Here is a 14,315-nt window from a genome sequence, read left to right on the forward strand (position 1 = left end):
TCCGGGGGCGGAGCGAACCCGAGATCGGTACGAGCCGGAGTTCGGCCGGAACCGACCCGCTCGGGACGCGCCGACCGGGCACGCCCCGAGCGGGGGCCGCGCGGGTGGGGGAAGGCGGTCGTCCCCGGGGCCCGCACCGGCCGGGGCGCACGTGGGACGTGGTGGAGGGCGGGCCGCGCTGACCGCCCCGCCCGGCGTCAGTCGCGCTGGATGTCCACGCCCGCCTGGTCGGACAGCATCCGCAGCCCGTCCAGCAGGCCACCGGCCAGGTCGCCCTCCTTGAAGGAGGCCACCATGCTCATCACCGCGAGCTTGCAGCTGCGGTCGGGGATGCGACGGCCGGCTTCCTCTCCGGTCACCAACTCCACGACCCGCTGCTCGGGCGAGACGGCGATCAGCACGGAGTCGGTCGCCCTCGCGCCGAGGGACGCGTGCAGTTCCTCGGCCTGGCGGCGCGTGTTCTCGCCGAGCCCACCCAGGTAGATGCTGAAGTCCAGTCCGGTAGCCCTCGTGGTGAGCGTGAGGGCCTCGTCGAGTCGCGCGAGCTCGTTGTGCCCGAACGGGGAGTCCGACTCCTCGGGCAGCACCCGTTTGGCGACCGAGACCCGCCCGGTCACCGTCCTGGCCTCCCCGTACCCCAGTTCGGCGTCAGCTTCCGCACTGCGCTGCGCCACTTCACCAGTTCCCACGGGCGCCTCCCTGGATCGTCGTCGTCTGGAGGCCCTCGGTCGGTTCCTCGGCGACGTGTCGCTGGGATCCGCGCAGCCCTGCCGGGTTGGCGGTCCACCAGATCGGCTCGTGCGTCCACTCCTGCCCCGGGCGGTAGCGTGTGTCGCGAACGGGTTGCTTCCGCAGCGTCAGCAGCGCGACCAGCCCATAGAGGACGAGTGGGATCAGCACGAAGACGAGTGTTGTCTCCATGATGGTCACGGCCCGTACGGTAACCGATGACCTGGGCCAAGCGCCTCCTGCGGGTCCTCGGACGGCGGCCCGGGCCAGCCACTCGGCCAAGGTGAACCAGGTGTGACCAACTCACCGACAGTTCGCTGTGTGGGTGACATTTCCCCGCCATCCCTCGGTTGCGTCACAGCGTTTGCGCACTACCCGTGCACTTCCCTCGCTCCGCTACTCATCCCACCGGTGGAAACGGCGTACGCCAGGCCGCCACCTGGCCGCTTGTGCCACGTCCACCCCGCTCCTAGCTTCTGTGGTGGGCGGCCCGGGCCCCGTGCGCATGCTGACGAGCACTCGCGCAGTTCCAGCTCGTTCCCATTCTCGTGATCAGCTGTCCGAGGAGGATCCGCATGTCCGGCCACTTGGTGATTCGTCGTGGAAGCAGCACGCGCGGACTCGCGCCCCAGCCGTCCGGTGCCCTCGTCTCTCGTCCCGGTGGTCCCCGGTGCGGGAGCGCCGGCGAGCGGGTGCCGAGCCGGGGGCGCACCAGCGGTGCGGGGTGCTCAGCACCGACCAGCGCGGGCATCCGGGTGACCCGCGCCGGGATCCGCGTGACCCGCGACGGGATCCGCGTGACCCGCGACGGGATCCGCGTCACCGAATCCGGGATCCGAGTCACCCCCCGAACCCCCAACCACTCCACGCCCAACGCCGGCATCCGCGTCACCCGCGACGGCATCCGCGTCACTCGTGATGGCATCCGCGTCACCGAAGCCGGCATCCGCGTCACCCCGCAGAAGCCACCCCACCGCTCATCCCGCGCCGGCATCCGCGTCACCAAGGCCGGCATCCGCGTCACCAAGGCCGGCATCCGCGTCACTCGTGATGGCATCCGCGTCACCGAAGCCGGCATCCGCGTCACCCCCCGAACCCCCAACCACTCCACGCCCAACGCCGGCATCCGCGTCACCCGCGACGGCATCCGCGTCACCAAGGCCGGCATCCGGGTCACCCGTGATCGCATCCGCGTCACCGAAGCCGGCATCCGCGTCACGCGCTGAGCTGGCCCGTCGCCAGCCTCGGCGGCGTGTTCCCGGTGAGACCCCGGTTCGGCACGGAGCCGGACCGGGGTCTCACGGCAGCCGGGACACCCGAGCATGACCAGTGGTCGACCGCGCGACCTGGCGCAGCGCACCGGGCGGGACATGGGCGGGCGCTCGTGCCTCCTCCAGCTCGGCCACGCCCGAGGCTCCACCGGAGGTGGTCCGCAGCCGCCAGCACCCCGCCTCGGCCGGGTGCGGCTAGGCCGCCTCCCCGAGGTAGGGCAACCAGAGCGGATCGGTCTCGCCGGCGCCCGCCAACAGACGCCAGTGGGGCCCGTGCGGCGCCCTCGGGAGGACCCGCAACCTCCACCCGATCTCCAGGAGCAGGCGGTCAGCCTTGCGGTGGTTGCAACGCGCGCAGCTGGCCACGCAGTTCTCCCACACGTGCTGCCCCCCTCGGCTCCGGGGCACCACGTGGTCGACGGTGTCGGCACGGCCACCGCAGTAGGCGCACCGGTGCCGGTCCCGCAGCATCAGACCGGCGCGGGTCAGCGGCACGCGGCCCAGGTAGGGGACCCGGACGTACCGGCTGAGCCGGATGACCGAGGGCACCTCCTGCACCAGGGCGGCCGCCCGCAGGGCACTGCCAGCTGGGTCCCGGTGCACCACCTCGGCCTTCCCACAGACCACCAGCACCACCGCCCGGCGCAACGGCAGGGCGGTCAACGGCTCGTAGGTCGCGTTGAGCAGCAGGACCCGCCGACGTGCCGGGATGATCGACCCGCCGGTCGATGCTCTCCGGGCATGGTCCATACTTGGCGCCAGCACGCCCACTGGGCCGTGTCGTTCTCCTCCACCGTCGGCCGCGGCGTCCGCGTGCGGCCGTGGGGCACGCAGGACGGACCGGGATGCGAACCCGTCAGCCACGCCGATCGGAGTGGGTTGTCGGTCGGGCACTCGACCACCTCCACCGCTAGCGTGGACTAGTCGACCACATCTGGTGGCTTCCGCGCACCTGTGAAAAGCCGATACACCGAAAACAGGTCCCCCGGACCCGCCCATTCGTGTCGCAACTCACAGCGAGCCACGTGGTGGAACCGAACCTGACGGCGGCCGACCGCGCCCGGTTCTCTAAGGTCAGCGGGTGACCGCCAGCTCCGCACCCCCGAACGGCGCAGTCGATGGCTACCCCCGGGCACGTCGGCTCGATCTCGTCGACGACCTGCACGGCCGACCGGTCCCTGATCCCTACCGGTGGCTGGAACGGGGCGACTCCCCCGAGACGGAGTCCTGGCACCGCGAGCAGGACGAACTGACGCGGCGTCGCCTCGACGGACTTCCCGGCAGGGAGGCGCTCGACGCCCGCCTGACCGAGCTGACCTCGGCCGGTTCCGTCTCCGTTCCGACCTGGCGCGCCGGCCGCGCCTTCCTCACCCGGCGGGTTCCCGGGCAGGACCACGTCGTGCTCCACGTCCGGGAACGCGCCGACGACGGATCCTGGCGGGAACGTCCACTCATCGACGTCGCGGAGATCGACCCGTCCGGTCGCACCACCCTGGACACCTGGTCGCCCAGCCTGGAGGGCGATCTGCTCGCGTACCAGCTGTCCGTTGGCGGCGACGAGCACTCCGTGCTGTTCGTGGTGGACGTGCGGACCGGCGAGCGGGTGGACGGCCCCATCGACCGGTGCCGCTACTCGGCCGTGGCCTGGCTACCGGGGGGCAAGGAGTTCTACTACGTCCGCCGCCTGCCGCCGGAACGGGTCCCCGCCGGTGAGGAGCAGTTCCACCGCAGGGTCCTGCGGCACGTCGTGGGCCAGGACAGCTCGGAGGACGAGGTCGTCCTCGGTGAGGGACTCGACCCGACGAACTACTACGGCGTGCGGGTGTGCCCGCGGGGCCGGTGGCTGCTGGTGACCGCGCGCCCGGGCACCGCCCCCCGCGATTCGGTGTGGATCGCGGACCTCCAGGCCGGCGGCACCCTGACCCAGCTGGTGGACCAGCGTGACGGGATCCGGGTCGACCCCTGGGTGGACCGGACCGGGGTTCTGGTGGTGCGCACGACCGACGGCGCGCCCCGCTGGCGGCTGTGCGTGGCCGACCCGGAACGGCCGGAGCGTGCCGAGTGGCGCGAGCTGGTCCCGGAGGAGCCCGACGCCGTCCTGGAAGGGGCGCGGTACCTGCCAGGTGGTCCGGAACACCCGTCCAGCCTGGTCGTGCTCCGTTCACGTCATGCCAGGTCGGAACTGTCGCTGCACCACCCCACGACGGGTGAGCCGCTCGGAGACGTGCCGCTGCCCGGGCCGGGAGCGGTCACCGGCCTCTCCACCGTCGACGACCAGACGGGGCACGACGAGGACCGCATCTGGATCGGGTGGACGGACTTCGTCACGCCGCCGGGAGTGCTGGAGCACTCGGTGCTCACCGGGCCAGCCGGGCTGGTGAGTCCGGCACCGGGAGCGGTGCGGCCCCCCGAGGTGCGCACGGACCAGATCTCGTACCACTCGGCCGACGGGCAGCTCGTGCGCATGTTCGTCGTCTCCCCGGCGGGCGTGCCGGACCGCCCTCGTCCCACGCTGCTGACGGGCTACGGCGGGTTCTCGGTCAGCCGGCGCCCCGGCTACTCGTCGGCGGCACTGGCGTGGGTGGCCGCCGGTGGCGTGTGGGTCGTCGCCTCCCTGCGCGGGGGTGGTGAGGAGGGCGAGGACTGGCACCGCGCCGGGATGCGCCAGCACAAGCAGCGGGTGTTCGACGACTTCCACGCGGCGGCGGAACACCTCGTGGCCCAGGGCTGGACCACGCCCGAGCAGCTCGCGATCATGGGCGGGTCCAACGGCGGTCTGCTCGTGGGCGCGGCGCTGACCCAGCGGCCCGAGTTGTACCGGGCGGTGGTGTGCTCGGCCCCCCTGTTGGACATGGTGCGCTACGAGCACTTCCTGCTCGGCCGCACGTGGAACGACGAGTACGGGAGCGCCGAGGTCCCGGAGGAGCTGGACTGGTTGCTGGCCTACTCCCCCTACCACCACGTGGTCTCCGGGGCGAGGTACCCCTCCGTGCTGTTCACGGTCTTCGACTCCGACACCAGGGTGGATCCCTGCCACGCCAGGAAGATGTGCGCGGCCCTCCAGCACGCGACCTCGGGTGAGCCGGCGGAGCGCCCGGTGTTGCTCCGCCGCGAGACCGAGGTCGGGCACGGCGCGAGGTCGGTGTCGCGGTCGGTGGCGTTGTCCGTGGACCAGCTCGCCTTCCTCGCGGAGGCCACCGGTCTGGATCTCGGCTGACGGCCGCGCCGGTCCGGGCCCCGCACCCCGCTCAGCGTCGTCGTCGGCCGCCGACCCAGCGCCGGCCGGCCCAGCTGAGGACGCCGAGGCCGAGTGCCGCGATCCCGGCCAGGACCGAACCCGCGGGCAGGGTGACGGCGAGGACCAGGCAACCGAGCAGGCCCGTCGCGGGCACGACTCGCGGCGGGCGGTGTTCCTCGCGGGACAGGGTCCACGCGGCGACGTTGGCGATGGCGTAGTAGACGAGCACCGCGAACGAGGAGAACCCGATGGCGTCGCGCAGGTCCACGAGGCTCACCAGGACCGCGACGACCAGCCCGACCGCGACCTCCGCGCGGTGCGGGCCTCCGAAGCGGGGGTGCACCGCCGCCAGCCGGCGGGGCAGGTGCCCATCCCTGGCCATCGCGAACACGGTGCGGGAGACGCCCAGGACCAGGGCGAGCAGCGCCCCGAGCGCGGCCGCGGCCGCCCCCACCCGGACCAGCGGGGTGAGGGAGGGCACGTCGCTGGCGGCGACCACGGTGGCGAGGGGGTCGGGGGCGGCGGCCAGCTCCGCCGGTCCCACCGCGGCCAGGGCGGCACCGGCGACCGCGACGTACACCAGGAGGGTGAGGCCAAGCGCCACGGCGACCGCGCGGGGGATGGTCCGGCTCGGGTCGCGCACCTCCTCCCCCAGGGTCGCCACCCTCGCGTAACCGGCGAAGGCGAAGAACAGCAGACCGGCGGCCTGGAGCACGCCCGCTCCGCCGGTGCCGGCGGGTGGGGCCAGGCGGGCGGCGTCCGCGCCGTCCGAGGTCAGGGCGAGAACGACCACCAGGGTGAGCACCGCCAGGGTGATGGCGACGAGTGCCCTCGTCAGCGCCGCTGACTTCCGCACTCCCCGGTAGTTCAGCGCGGTCAGCGCGAGCACGACCCCCACGGCGAGTGCCGTGCGGCCTGGGCCGCTCGCGGCGGGGAGCAGGTAGGCGGCGGCGGTGAGCGCCATGGCGGCGCAGGAGGCCGCCTTGCCCACCACGAAGCCCCAGCCGGCCAGGTGTCCCCAGAACGGCCCGAGCCGCTCCCGCCCGTAGACGTACGCGCCGCCGGACTCGGGGTGGCGTGCGGCCAGCCTGGCGGAGGAGATCGCGTTGCAGCAGGCCACGAGGGCCGCGACAGCCAACGCGGGCAGCAGGTTGGCACCGGCGACCTGGGCCGAGGGGGCGAGGACCGCGAAGACCCCGGCGCCCAGCATCGCCCCGAGGCCGACGACCACGGCTCCCCCGGTCCCCAGCTGCCGCGACAGCCGGTCGGCGGCACCGTCCCCGGACACGCTGTTCACCCCTGGACCTCCCCGCGTCGATGGTCGACCCACGAGCTTGGCGCGGCCACGTGAACGTGGGGGCACCAGGAGGTGACGGAGGAGGTGGTGGTCGGCGACGGGACGGCTCCATCCTGGGCACCAGCCCGTCACCGTCGGTGACGACGGCTGGTGCTCTCGCTGTCCGTGTGCCCGCCGTCGCCCTCGGCGACGGGTTCCTCATGGCCCACCGCTCGATGGGCCGCGGCCAGCCGCCCGACGCGAGGGCTGTACCGGTGCAGGTCCCGTGACCAGGCCGGGAGTCGTGGGGTGACCGCGTCTCGGCGCCGAGGTGGTCCAGCTGCTCCCAGCTGGACGGGTGACAGTGGGACGTCATCCAGATTTCGTTCGCGTGTTTCCCGGGCTTCTTGTCTTGACAACAAGCCGTAGCGGGCCTGTTATGGGTGACATAAATGAAACGCCGTTGCGATTATCGCAACGATTCCTCCCTCGGAGCGTTCATGTCGTCGTCCTCCCGCGCCCCCAGCGGCGTATTACAGACCGCGGACCGCGCGCTGCTGGTGCTCGCCGCGTTCACCGAGCGGGAACCCGAGCACGGGGTCTCCGACCTCGCGCGGCGCCTCGACCTGGACAAGTCCCAGGTTCAGCGCCTGATGGCGACCCTGGCGCGACGGGACTTCCTGGTCGCCGACCCGAGGACCCGGCGTTACCGCCTCGGGCCGGCGCTGGTCGGCCTGGGCCGGCTGGCCGAGCGTGGCGACGGCATCAGCACGGTGGTCCGCCCGATCCTGCTCGACCTGTCCGAGACGACAGGGGAGAGCACGGTCTTCAACGTCGCCGACGGGGGCCGCTACCGGTGCTCGGTGGCCGTGGACCAGCCAGGCCCGTTCCGGTACACCTCGGCGGTCGGCCAGCTCTTCCCCGGGCACGGCGGGGCCAGCGGGCACGCGATCTTCGCCTTCTACCCGGAGGAGGAGATCCCGGCCCTCTTCGCACCCGAGCTCGAGGGAGCGACCGACGCGACGATCGGCACCCGCGCCGAGCTGCGACGGCGCTACGCCGAGGTGCGGGAGCGCGGTTACGCGGTCTCGTTCGGAGAACACGACGCCCGGGTCGTCGGGGTCGCCGCTCCGGTGTTCGCCCACGGGACCGTCCTCGGCTCGGTCGCCGTCGTCGGCGCCGCCGCGCACCTGCGCCCCCAACTCGACGCGATCGCCGAACGGGTCGTCGCAGCCGCCGACGCGCTCACCCAGCGTTTCGGTTCCCCACCCGGAGCCCCCCAACCCGACTGATCCGCAGTCGGGTTGGGGGGCTCCGCTCCCGATCTGATCCCCACCCGAGCAGTGCCCGTCGCGGCGGCTCGTCCCAGAAAGGAAGCCGGTATGTCTCGGACTCGGTCCACCCCGGCTCGTCCGCTCCACCACCCCACGGTGTTCGAGCCGCTGACGTTCGTGCTGATCGTCGCGCTCAGCGCCTTCGGGGCGCTGATCGGCCTGCACCTCATCACCACGCTGGGCATCTCGGCGAACACCTCGGTCATCGGCGCGCTGCTCGCCATGCTGCTGGGCCGGGTGTCGATCCTGGGGCTCAGCAAGATGCGGAGCATCCACCGGCAGAACCTGACGCAGAGCGCGATCTCCGCCGCCACCTTCGCCGCCGCGAACGCACTGCTCACCCCGATCGCCATCCCCTTCGCCTTCGGGCGTCCCGACCTGGTGTGGCCGATGCTGATCGGTAGCGCCGCCGGGCTGATGATCGACATCTGGGTGCTCTACCGGGCGTTCGACAGCGCCTTCCTCCCCGCCACCGGCACCTGGCCGCCCGGCGTCGCCGCCGCCGAGACCATCCTCGCCGGCGACCGGGGCGGCCGGCGGGCGCTGATCCTCGCCGGTGGCGCCGTGGTCGGTGTCGTCGGCGCCTTCGCGGGGCTGGCGATGTCCGCCGCCGGTGTCGCCCTCATCGGGAACATGTGGGCGCTGCTGATGTTCGGTGTCGGGCTGTTCGTCAACCAGTACGGACCCGGCCTGTTCGACGTCGACCTGACCGCGCTCTACATCCCGCACGGCGTCATGATCGGCGCCGGTCTGGTCGCCCTCGGGCAGGCGATCCACCTGTTGGTGGGACGTCGTTCCGCCAAGGCGGCAGCCCGGGCAGCGGCCACCGCGTCCAAGGCCGGCCAGCCGGCCGTCGAGGAGGTCGAGCCCGGCCGTCCCACGGTGGACCCGGCCCGCCTGCGCCGGGCCTTCGGGGAGGGCTTCGTGCTCTTCGTGCTGGGCGCGGTGCTGCTGGCCGTGCTCTCGGGGCTGTGGGCGGACATGAGCCCGATGGCGCTCATCGGCTGGGTCCTCTTCGCCGGCTTCGCCGCCCTGGTCCACGAGATCATCGTGGGCCTGGCCGCCATGCACGCCGGCTGGTTCCCCGCCTTCGCCGTCACGTTGATCTTCCTGGTCTTCGGCCTCCTCGTGGGGATTCCCACCGTGCCCCTGGTGCTGCTGACCGCCTACACGGCCACCACCGGACCGGCGTTCGCCGACATGGGCTACGACCTCAAGGCCGGGTGGATGCTCCGCCGCGAGGAGCAGAACACCGCCTTCGAGCTGGCGGGCCGCCGCCAGCAGTACTTCGCCTCGGCCATCGGCTGCCTCGTCGCGCTGGGCATGGTCGCGCTGCTGTGGCGGTCCTTCCTCGAAGGCGGGAGCATCCCGCCGGTCGCCACGGTCTACGCCGACACCATCAAGGCCGGTCTCGGCGCGGACGGCGTGCTGACGAACATGCTGATCTGGGCGGTGCCGGGCGCGCTGATCCAGCTCATCGGCGGCTCCCGCCGGCAGATGGGCGTCCTGCTCGCCACCGGCCTGCTGGTCGGCAGCGTCAACGCGTGCTGGCTGGTCTTCGCCGCCTTGCTCGGACGGGTGATCTACCGCCGGGTTCGCGGCGCCGCCGCCGACCAGGAACTGTCCCTCGTCGGCGCCGGCCTGATCGCCGGGGACTCGGTGGCCGCCACCGCGCAGGTCCTGCGGTCCTGATCCGTCCCGGGGGGCCGCACCGGCCCCCCGGGTTGTTCCAGAACACGACACCGAGCACGCCGGCAGGCGTGCACTGAGAGGAGCTCACCGTGGAGGTCGTCAACCGGGTGGAGTCCCGGAGCGGGTATCTCAGCTACGAGGCCGCGCTGGGTGCGCGCAAGCTCGTCGAGGAGATCATGCTGGTCAAGCCCGGTGAGTCCGTGGTCATCACGGTCGACACCGCCGGCGACGACCGCGTCGCCGAGTTGACCGCGCAGGCCGTGCAGGCCGCTGGCGCCAGCCCCGTGGTGGTGCGGTACCCGACGAACCCGAGCTCGGCGATGGAGCCACCGTCGCCGGTGGCCGGCGCCATCGCCTCGGCCGACGTGTGGATCGAGTACGCGGTCGGCTACCTGATGCACAGCAACGCGTTCCGTCACGCGATGGAGACCGGCAAGCCCCGCTACGTCAACCTCACCGGCATGGACGTGGCGATGCTGGTCGACACCGTGGGCCGGGTCGACTTCGCCGGCACGATGCGTCTGGGCAAGGCGCTGGTGCGCCTGCTGGAGCAGGCCGACGAGGTGCGGATCACCACCCCGGCCGGCACCGACCTGACCGCCCGCAACGGGGATCGTCCGATCAACCTGCGGGGCAAGCCGGCCGAGCGCCCCGGCGAGACCATCATGCTGGCCGGGCAGATCTCCTGGAACCCGCTGGAGGAGACGCAGCAGGGAGTCCTCGTCTTCGACGGCGCCGTGTGGCCGCCCGACGAGCTGGGCCTGCTCCGCACCCCGGTGCGGATGCCCGTCAAGGACGGCGTCGTCACCGGCATCGAGGGCGACGCCGACGCCACGGTGTTCCGCCGCTGGATGGAGGGCCTGGACGACCCGAACATGTTCCGGATCGCCCACTGGTCGCTGGGCTTCAACCCCGGAGTGCTGCGCCCGACCGGCCGCATCGTCGAGGACGAGCGCGTGTTCGGGTGCGTCGAGCTGGGGCTGGGCACGAAGGGCGCGTGGATCGGCGGCGAGCCCTGGGTGGCGGCGGCCCACACTGACGGCAGCCTGCTCAACCCCTCCATCTACCTCGATGGGGAGGCCATCGAGATCGACGGTCGTTACGTGCACCCCGAGTTGGTGGAGATCTGCCGCGAGCTCGGCGTGTCAGGGTACTGAGCATGCGCGTGAACGAGTACCGCCAAGCAGGCATGGTCATCACGGAACACGTGGTCGAGTCCCCCCTCGACCACCGGGACCCCGCGCGGGGCTCGATCGAGGTGTTCGCCAGGGAGGTCGTCTCCTCGGCGAACGCCGGGAGGGACCTGCCCAGGCTGCTGTGGCTCCAGGGAGGTCCCGGCAACCGGGCACAGCGGCCCACCGCCCCGAGCACCTGGCTCGGCAGGGCGCTGCGCGACTACCGGGTGGTGCTCCTCGACCAGCGGGGCACCGGGCTGTCCACTCCCGCCAACCGGCGCACCCTGGCGGAGGTGGGTGGCCCCGAGGCCCAGGCGGACTACCTGTCGTTGTTCCGGGCCGACTCGATCGTCGGTGACGCCGAGGTGCTGCGCCGGCACCTCGGGGGTGACGAATCGTGGAGCGTGCTCGGCCAGAGCTTCGGCGGGTTCGTCACCCTCAGCTACCTGTCGTTCGCACCGGAGGGACTGCGGGAGGCGTTCGTCACCGGCGGGTTGCCCCCGCTGGCCGGGACGGCCGACGACGTGTACCGGCTCACCTACGACCGGACCGTCGAGCAGAACGAGCTCTACTTCGCCCGGCACCCCGCTGACCGGGAACTGGTCCGGCGGGTCGTCGACGTCCTCTCCGCCGGGGAGACCCGGCTGCCGACGGGGGAGGTCCTGACCCCTCGGCGGTTCCAGACGGCGGGCATCCAGCTCGGGACGAGGTCGGGCTTCGACTCCCTGCACTTCCTGTTGGAGCAGGCCTTCGCCGGCTCGCCGGGTCGGGACCGGCTGGGTGACACGTTCCTCGCCGAGTTGGGCGCCGCGTTGTCCTTCGCGGCGAACCCGCTGTACGCGGTGCTGCACGAGCCGATCTACAACCAGGGGACGGCCTCGTCGTGGGCGGCCGAACGCGAGTACCAGCGCCGGCCGGAGTTCGCGGTGGACGCGGAGGACTTCCTGTTCACCGGGGAGATGATCTACCCGCTGCACTTCGCTGAGGTGCCCGCGTTGACGCCGCTGCGGGAGACGGCCGAACTGCTGGCCTCCCGCACGGACTGGCCGGCGCTGTACGACCCGGCGCGGCTGGCGGCGAACGAGGTGCCGGCGTTCGCCGCCGTGTACTACGACGACATGTTCGTGGCCCGGGAGCACTCGTTGGCGACGGCGTCGGCGGTGCGCGGTCTGCGACCGTGGATCACCAACGACTACGCCCACGACGGCGTCCGCGCCGACGCGGCGGTCCTGGACCGGTTGCTGGCGATGGCTGGCGGACTGTCGTGACCGGCGGTCTCCCCCGGCTCGGCGTGGTCACCATCGGCCAGTCGCCCCGCGTCGACCTGGTGCCGGAGCTGCTGCCCCGGCTGGGTCGGGTGGAGGTCGTCGAGCGCGGCGCGCTGGACGACCTGGGCCGGGCGGAGATCGCGGCACTGGCACCGGGCGAGACCACTGTCGAGCGGCTGGCGACCCGCCTCGCCGACGGTCGGGGCGTCGCGCTCGACGGGGCGCTGGTGGCGCCGCACCTGCGGGCCGCCGTGCGCTGGGTGGAGGAGGCCGGGGTCACGGCGACCCTGCTCGTGTGCACCGGCCACCTCGTCGACATCCCCCACCGGCGCCCGTTGATCACCGCCCAGCCCCTCGTCGTGCACGGGGTGCGGGGCCTGGTCAGCGCCGCCGGCGCGGCGACGCTCGGCGTGGTGTGCCCCCTCCCGGACCAGCGGGACACGGCGGCCGGCACGTGGCGGGACGCGGCCGACCGGGTGCTCGTCGAGGCGGCCACCCCCTACGCGGAGCCGGCCGCCCTGGCCGAGCGGGGGGTGGCCAGGGCGGCCGCCGACCTCGCGGACCGCGGCGCCGACTGGATCGTCCTCGACTGCATGGGTTACTCGGAACGGATGCGCCGGCTGGCGGCCAACGCGAGCGGCCGGCCGGTGGCACTGGCCCGCTCGGTGGTGGCCCGGCTGGCGGCGGAGGTGATCGCATGACCGCCGTCAACCAGGACGGCAGGGCCACGGTGGGCGTCATCCGCGTGGTCAGCTCGACCGACGCCGACCTCGTCGCCGCGCACGGCAGGGCGGTGGAACGCGAGTGGGACGTGCCGACCCGGTCGGCGTGCATCCCGGACCAGCCGTACGGGGTGCACGACGAGGCCAGCCACGCCCTGGCGGTTCCCAAGATCGTCGACACCGCGCGGGCGCTCGCCGGCACCGGCTGCGCGGCACTGCTGATCAGCTGCGCCGCCGACCCCGGGTTGCGCGAGGCCCGGGCCGCGGTGGGCATCCCGGTCATCGGGGCGGGCTCCGCCGCGGCGGCGGCAGCGCTCGCGACCGGCGACCGGGTGGGTGTCCTCGGCATCACCGACGAGGTCCCCCCGGCGGTCGGTGACGTCCTCGGCGCGCGCCTGGTCGCGGCCCGCCGACCGGACGGCGTGACCCGCACGACCGACCTGCTCACCGACCAGGGCGCCGCCGCCGCCCGCGCCGCCGCCGCCGACCTGGTCGCGGCCGGCGCCGAGGTGCTGCTGTTCGCCTGCACCGGCCTCACCACGATCCGCCTCGCGCCGTGGGTGCGCTCCCACCTGGGAGTACCCGTGGTCGACGCGGTCCTGGCCGGCGGCGCGGTCGCCACGCTCGCCCTGGGAGGGCGGGAACGCTACGAGGAAGGAGACCAGGCATGAGCCTGCGACACGTGATGGACGCCTACGACCTGCTCGACGACCCGGGGGTGGACGGGGAGGCAGCCGCCGAGTGGCTCCGGTCCCACGGAGCCGACCGGGTGGAGGTCACCAGGGTGACCGGCGAGTCGGGGCGCACCGACTTCCTGCGGTGCGTCGTTCCGGGTTCTCAGGGCCGCCTCGCCGGGGGAACCGCGCCCACGTTGGGCGTGATCGGACGGCTGGGCGGGCTCGGCGCCCGGCCCGAGCAGATCGGCTTCGTCTCCGACGGGGACGGCGCGCTGACGGCGTTGTCCACGGCGGCGAAGCTCTCGGCCATGCGCGCCCGGGGTGACGTGCTCGCCGGGGACGTGGTCATCTCCACCCACGTGTGCCCCGACGCCCCCACGATGCCGCATGACCCGGTCCCGTTCATGGGCTCGCCGGTCGACATGGGCCAGATGAACGAGCACGAGGTCAGCGCGGACGCCGACGCGGTGCTGTCGGTGGACACCACCAAGGGCAACCGGGTGCTCAACCACCACGGGTTCGCGATCTCCCCGACTGTCCGGCAGGGCTGGATCCTGCGCACCAGCGAGGACCTGCTGGGCATCGTCGAGCAGGTCACCGGCCGGCTCCCGGCCGTCCTCCCGCTGACCACCCAGGACATCACGCCCTACGGCAACGGCGTGTACCACGTCAACTCGATCCTCCAGCCGGCGACGGCGACCACGGCGCCCGTGGTGGGCGTCGCGTTGACCACCGAGACAGCGGTGGCCGGCTCCGCGACGGGGGCCACCGACCCGCACGTGGTGGAGCAGGCCGTCCGGTTCTGCGTGGAGGTGGCCAAGCGGTTCGGTCGGGGCACCTGCTCGTTCCACGACACCGCCGAGTTCGACCGCCTCGTCGAGCTGTACGGGCCGATGACCCACCTGCAGACCGGGGGCTGACCCCGCGCGCACC

13 protein-coding genes are annotated in these 14,315 nt (G+C 73.0%); 9 read left to right on the forward strand and 4 right to left on the reverse strand.

The window, feature by feature from the left end:
- Nucleotides 1–197: 197 nt before the first annotated feature.
- On the reverse strand, nucleotides 198–689 hold the full coding sequence (locus ACOJVX_RS19730; RefSeq protein WP_035274323.1) for a DUF5130 family protein: 492 nt from the start codon (nucleotides 687–689) through the stop codon (nucleotides 198–200).
- Nucleotides 676–921 carry a hypothetical protein gene (locus tag ACOJVX_RS19735; RefSeq protein ID WP_051313895.1) on the reverse strand — a complete coding sequence of 82 codons (246 nt, stop codon included), beginning with the start codon at nucleotides 919–921 and terminating at the stop codon, nucleotides 676–678. The genes ACOJVX_RS19730 and ACOJVX_RS19735 overlap by 14 nt, the downstream gene beginning before the upstream one ends.
- Before the next feature lie 584 nt (nucleotides 922–1,505).
- Here ACOJVX_RS19735 and ACOJVX_RS19740 point away from each other — a divergent pair.
- The gene (locus ACOJVX_RS19740; RefSeq protein ID WP_418152756.1) at nucleotides 1,506–1,955 is read left to right on the forward strand and encodes a hypothetical protein; all 450 of its coding nucleotides are present in this window, start codon (nucleotides 1,506–1,508) and stop codon (nucleotides 1,953–1,955) included.
- Between the two features lie 240 nt (nucleotides 1,956–2,195).
- Here the strand turns inward: ACOJVX_RS19740 and ACOJVX_RS19745 are convergent, their stop codons facing one another.
- Nucleotides 2,196–2,894: an HNH endonuclease gene (locus tag ACOJVX_RS19745; RefSeq protein WP_372492998.1), complete on the reverse strand. Its 699-nt coding sequence runs from the start codon at nucleotides 2,892–2,894 to the stop codon at nucleotides 2,196–2,198.
- A 187-nt stretch (nucleotides 2,895–3,081) separates the two neighbouring features.
- Between ACOJVX_RS19745 and ACOJVX_RS19750 the strand changes: the two genes are divergently transcribed.
- Entirely contained in the window at nucleotides 3,082–5,217 is a 2,136-nt protein-coding gene (locus tag ACOJVX_RS19750) for a prolyl oligopeptidase family serine peptidase (protein ID WP_103056324.1), read from the forward strand.
- Nucleotides 5,218–5,248: 31 nt separating this feature from the next.
- On the opposite strand, the gene ACOJVX_RS19755 is transcribed toward ACOJVX_RS19750, so the two are convergent.
- Nucleotides 5,249–6,535, reverse strand: a complete 1,287-nt coding sequence (locus ACOJVX_RS19755; RefSeq protein ID WP_422646996.1) for an APC family permease — start codon at nucleotides 6,533–6,535, stop codon at nucleotides 5,249–5,251.
- Nucleotides 6,536–7,014: 479 nt separating this feature from the next.
- Here ACOJVX_RS19755 and ACOJVX_RS19760 point away from each other — a divergent pair, with 479 nt between their 5' ends.
- From ACOJVX_RS19760 to ACOJVX_RS19790, 7 genes are all read left to right on the forward strand, one after another.
- On the forward strand, nucleotides 7,015–7,806 hold the full coding sequence (locus tag ACOJVX_RS19760; protein WP_162147298.1) for an IclR family transcriptional regulator: 792 nt from the start codon (nucleotides 7,015–7,017) through the stop codon (nucleotides 7,804–7,806).
- Between the two features lie 90 nt (nucleotides 7,807–7,896).
- The gene (locus ACOJVX_RS19765) at nucleotides 7,897–9,540 is read left to right on the forward strand and encodes an OPT/YSL family transporter (RefSeq protein ID WP_422646997.1); all 1,644 of its coding nucleotides are present in this window, start codon (nucleotides 7,897–7,899) and stop codon (nucleotides 9,538–9,540) included.
- A gap of 89 nt (nucleotides 9,541–9,629) precedes the next feature.
- Nucleotides 9,630–10,697 (forward strand): hypothetical protein, encoded by a 1,068-nt coding sequence (locus tag ACOJVX_RS19770; protein WP_026418538.1) that lies wholly within the window; start codon nucleotides 9,630–9,632, stop codon nucleotides 10,695–10,697.
- A gap of 2 nt (nucleotides 10,698–10,699) precedes the next feature.
- Nucleotides 10,700–11,983, forward strand: coding sequence for an alpha/beta fold hydrolase (locus ACOJVX_RS19775; protein ID WP_422646998.1), 1,284 nt, complete (start codon nucleotides 10,700–10,702; stop codon nucleotides 11,981–11,983).
- Complete coding sequence (locus ACOJVX_RS19780; protein WP_422646999.1) at nucleotides 11,980–12,684, forward strand: AroM family protein; 705 nt, start codon at nucleotides 11,980–11,982, stop codon at nucleotides 12,682–12,684. Before ACOJVX_RS19775 ends, ACOJVX_RS19780 begins: the two co-directional genes overlap by 4 nt.
- The gene (locus tag ACOJVX_RS19785; protein WP_030105421.1) at nucleotides 12,681–13,376 is read left to right on the forward strand and encodes an aspartate/glutamate racemase family protein; all 696 of its coding nucleotides are present in this window, start codon (nucleotides 12,681–12,683) and stop codon (nucleotides 13,374–13,376) included. The genes ACOJVX_RS19780 and ACOJVX_RS19785 overlap by 4 nt, the downstream gene beginning before the upstream one ends.
- Nucleotides 13,373–14,302 carry a DUF1177 domain-containing protein gene (locus tag ACOJVX_RS19790; RefSeq protein WP_422647000.1) on the forward strand — a complete coding sequence of 310 codons (930 nt, stop codon included), beginning with the start codon at nucleotides 13,373–13,375 and terminating at the stop codon, nucleotides 14,300–14,302. The genes ACOJVX_RS19785 and ACOJVX_RS19790 overlap by 4 nt, the downstream gene beginning before the upstream one ends.
- The last annotated feature ends 13 nt before the right edge of the window (nucleotides 14,303–14,315 follow it).

This window comes from Actinoalloteichus caeruleus, from assembly GCF_049311605.1.
GTDB lineage: Bacteria > Actinomycetota > Actinomycetes > Mycobacteriales > Pseudonocardiaceae > Actinoalloteichus_B > Actinoalloteichus_B caeruleus.

Coding starts and splice junctions, on each gene's coding strand:
- ACOJVX_RS19775 (WP_422646998.1), top strand. CDS start 10,700: ATGCGCGTGAACGAGTACCGCCAAGCAGGCATGGTCATCACGGAACAC.
- ACOJVX_RS19785 (WP_030105421.1), top strand. CDS start 12,681: ATGACCGCCGTCAACCAGGACGGCAGGGCCACGGTGGGCGTCATCCGC.
- ACOJVX_RS19735 (WP_051313895.1), bottom strand. CDS start 921: ATGGAGACAACACTCGTCTTCGTGCTGATCCCACTCGTCCTCTATGGG.
- ACOJVX_RS19790 (WP_422647000.1), top strand. CDS start 13,373: ATGAGCCTGCGACACGTGATGGACGCCTACGACCTGCTCGACGACCCG.
- ACOJVX_RS19760 (WP_162147298.1), top strand. CDS start 7,015: ATGTCGTCGTCCTCCCGCGCCCCCAGCGGCGTATTACAGACCGCGGAC.
- ACOJVX_RS19765 (WP_422646997.1), top strand. CDS start 7,897: ATGTCTCGGACTCGGTCCACCCCGGCTCGTCCGCTCCACCACCCCACG.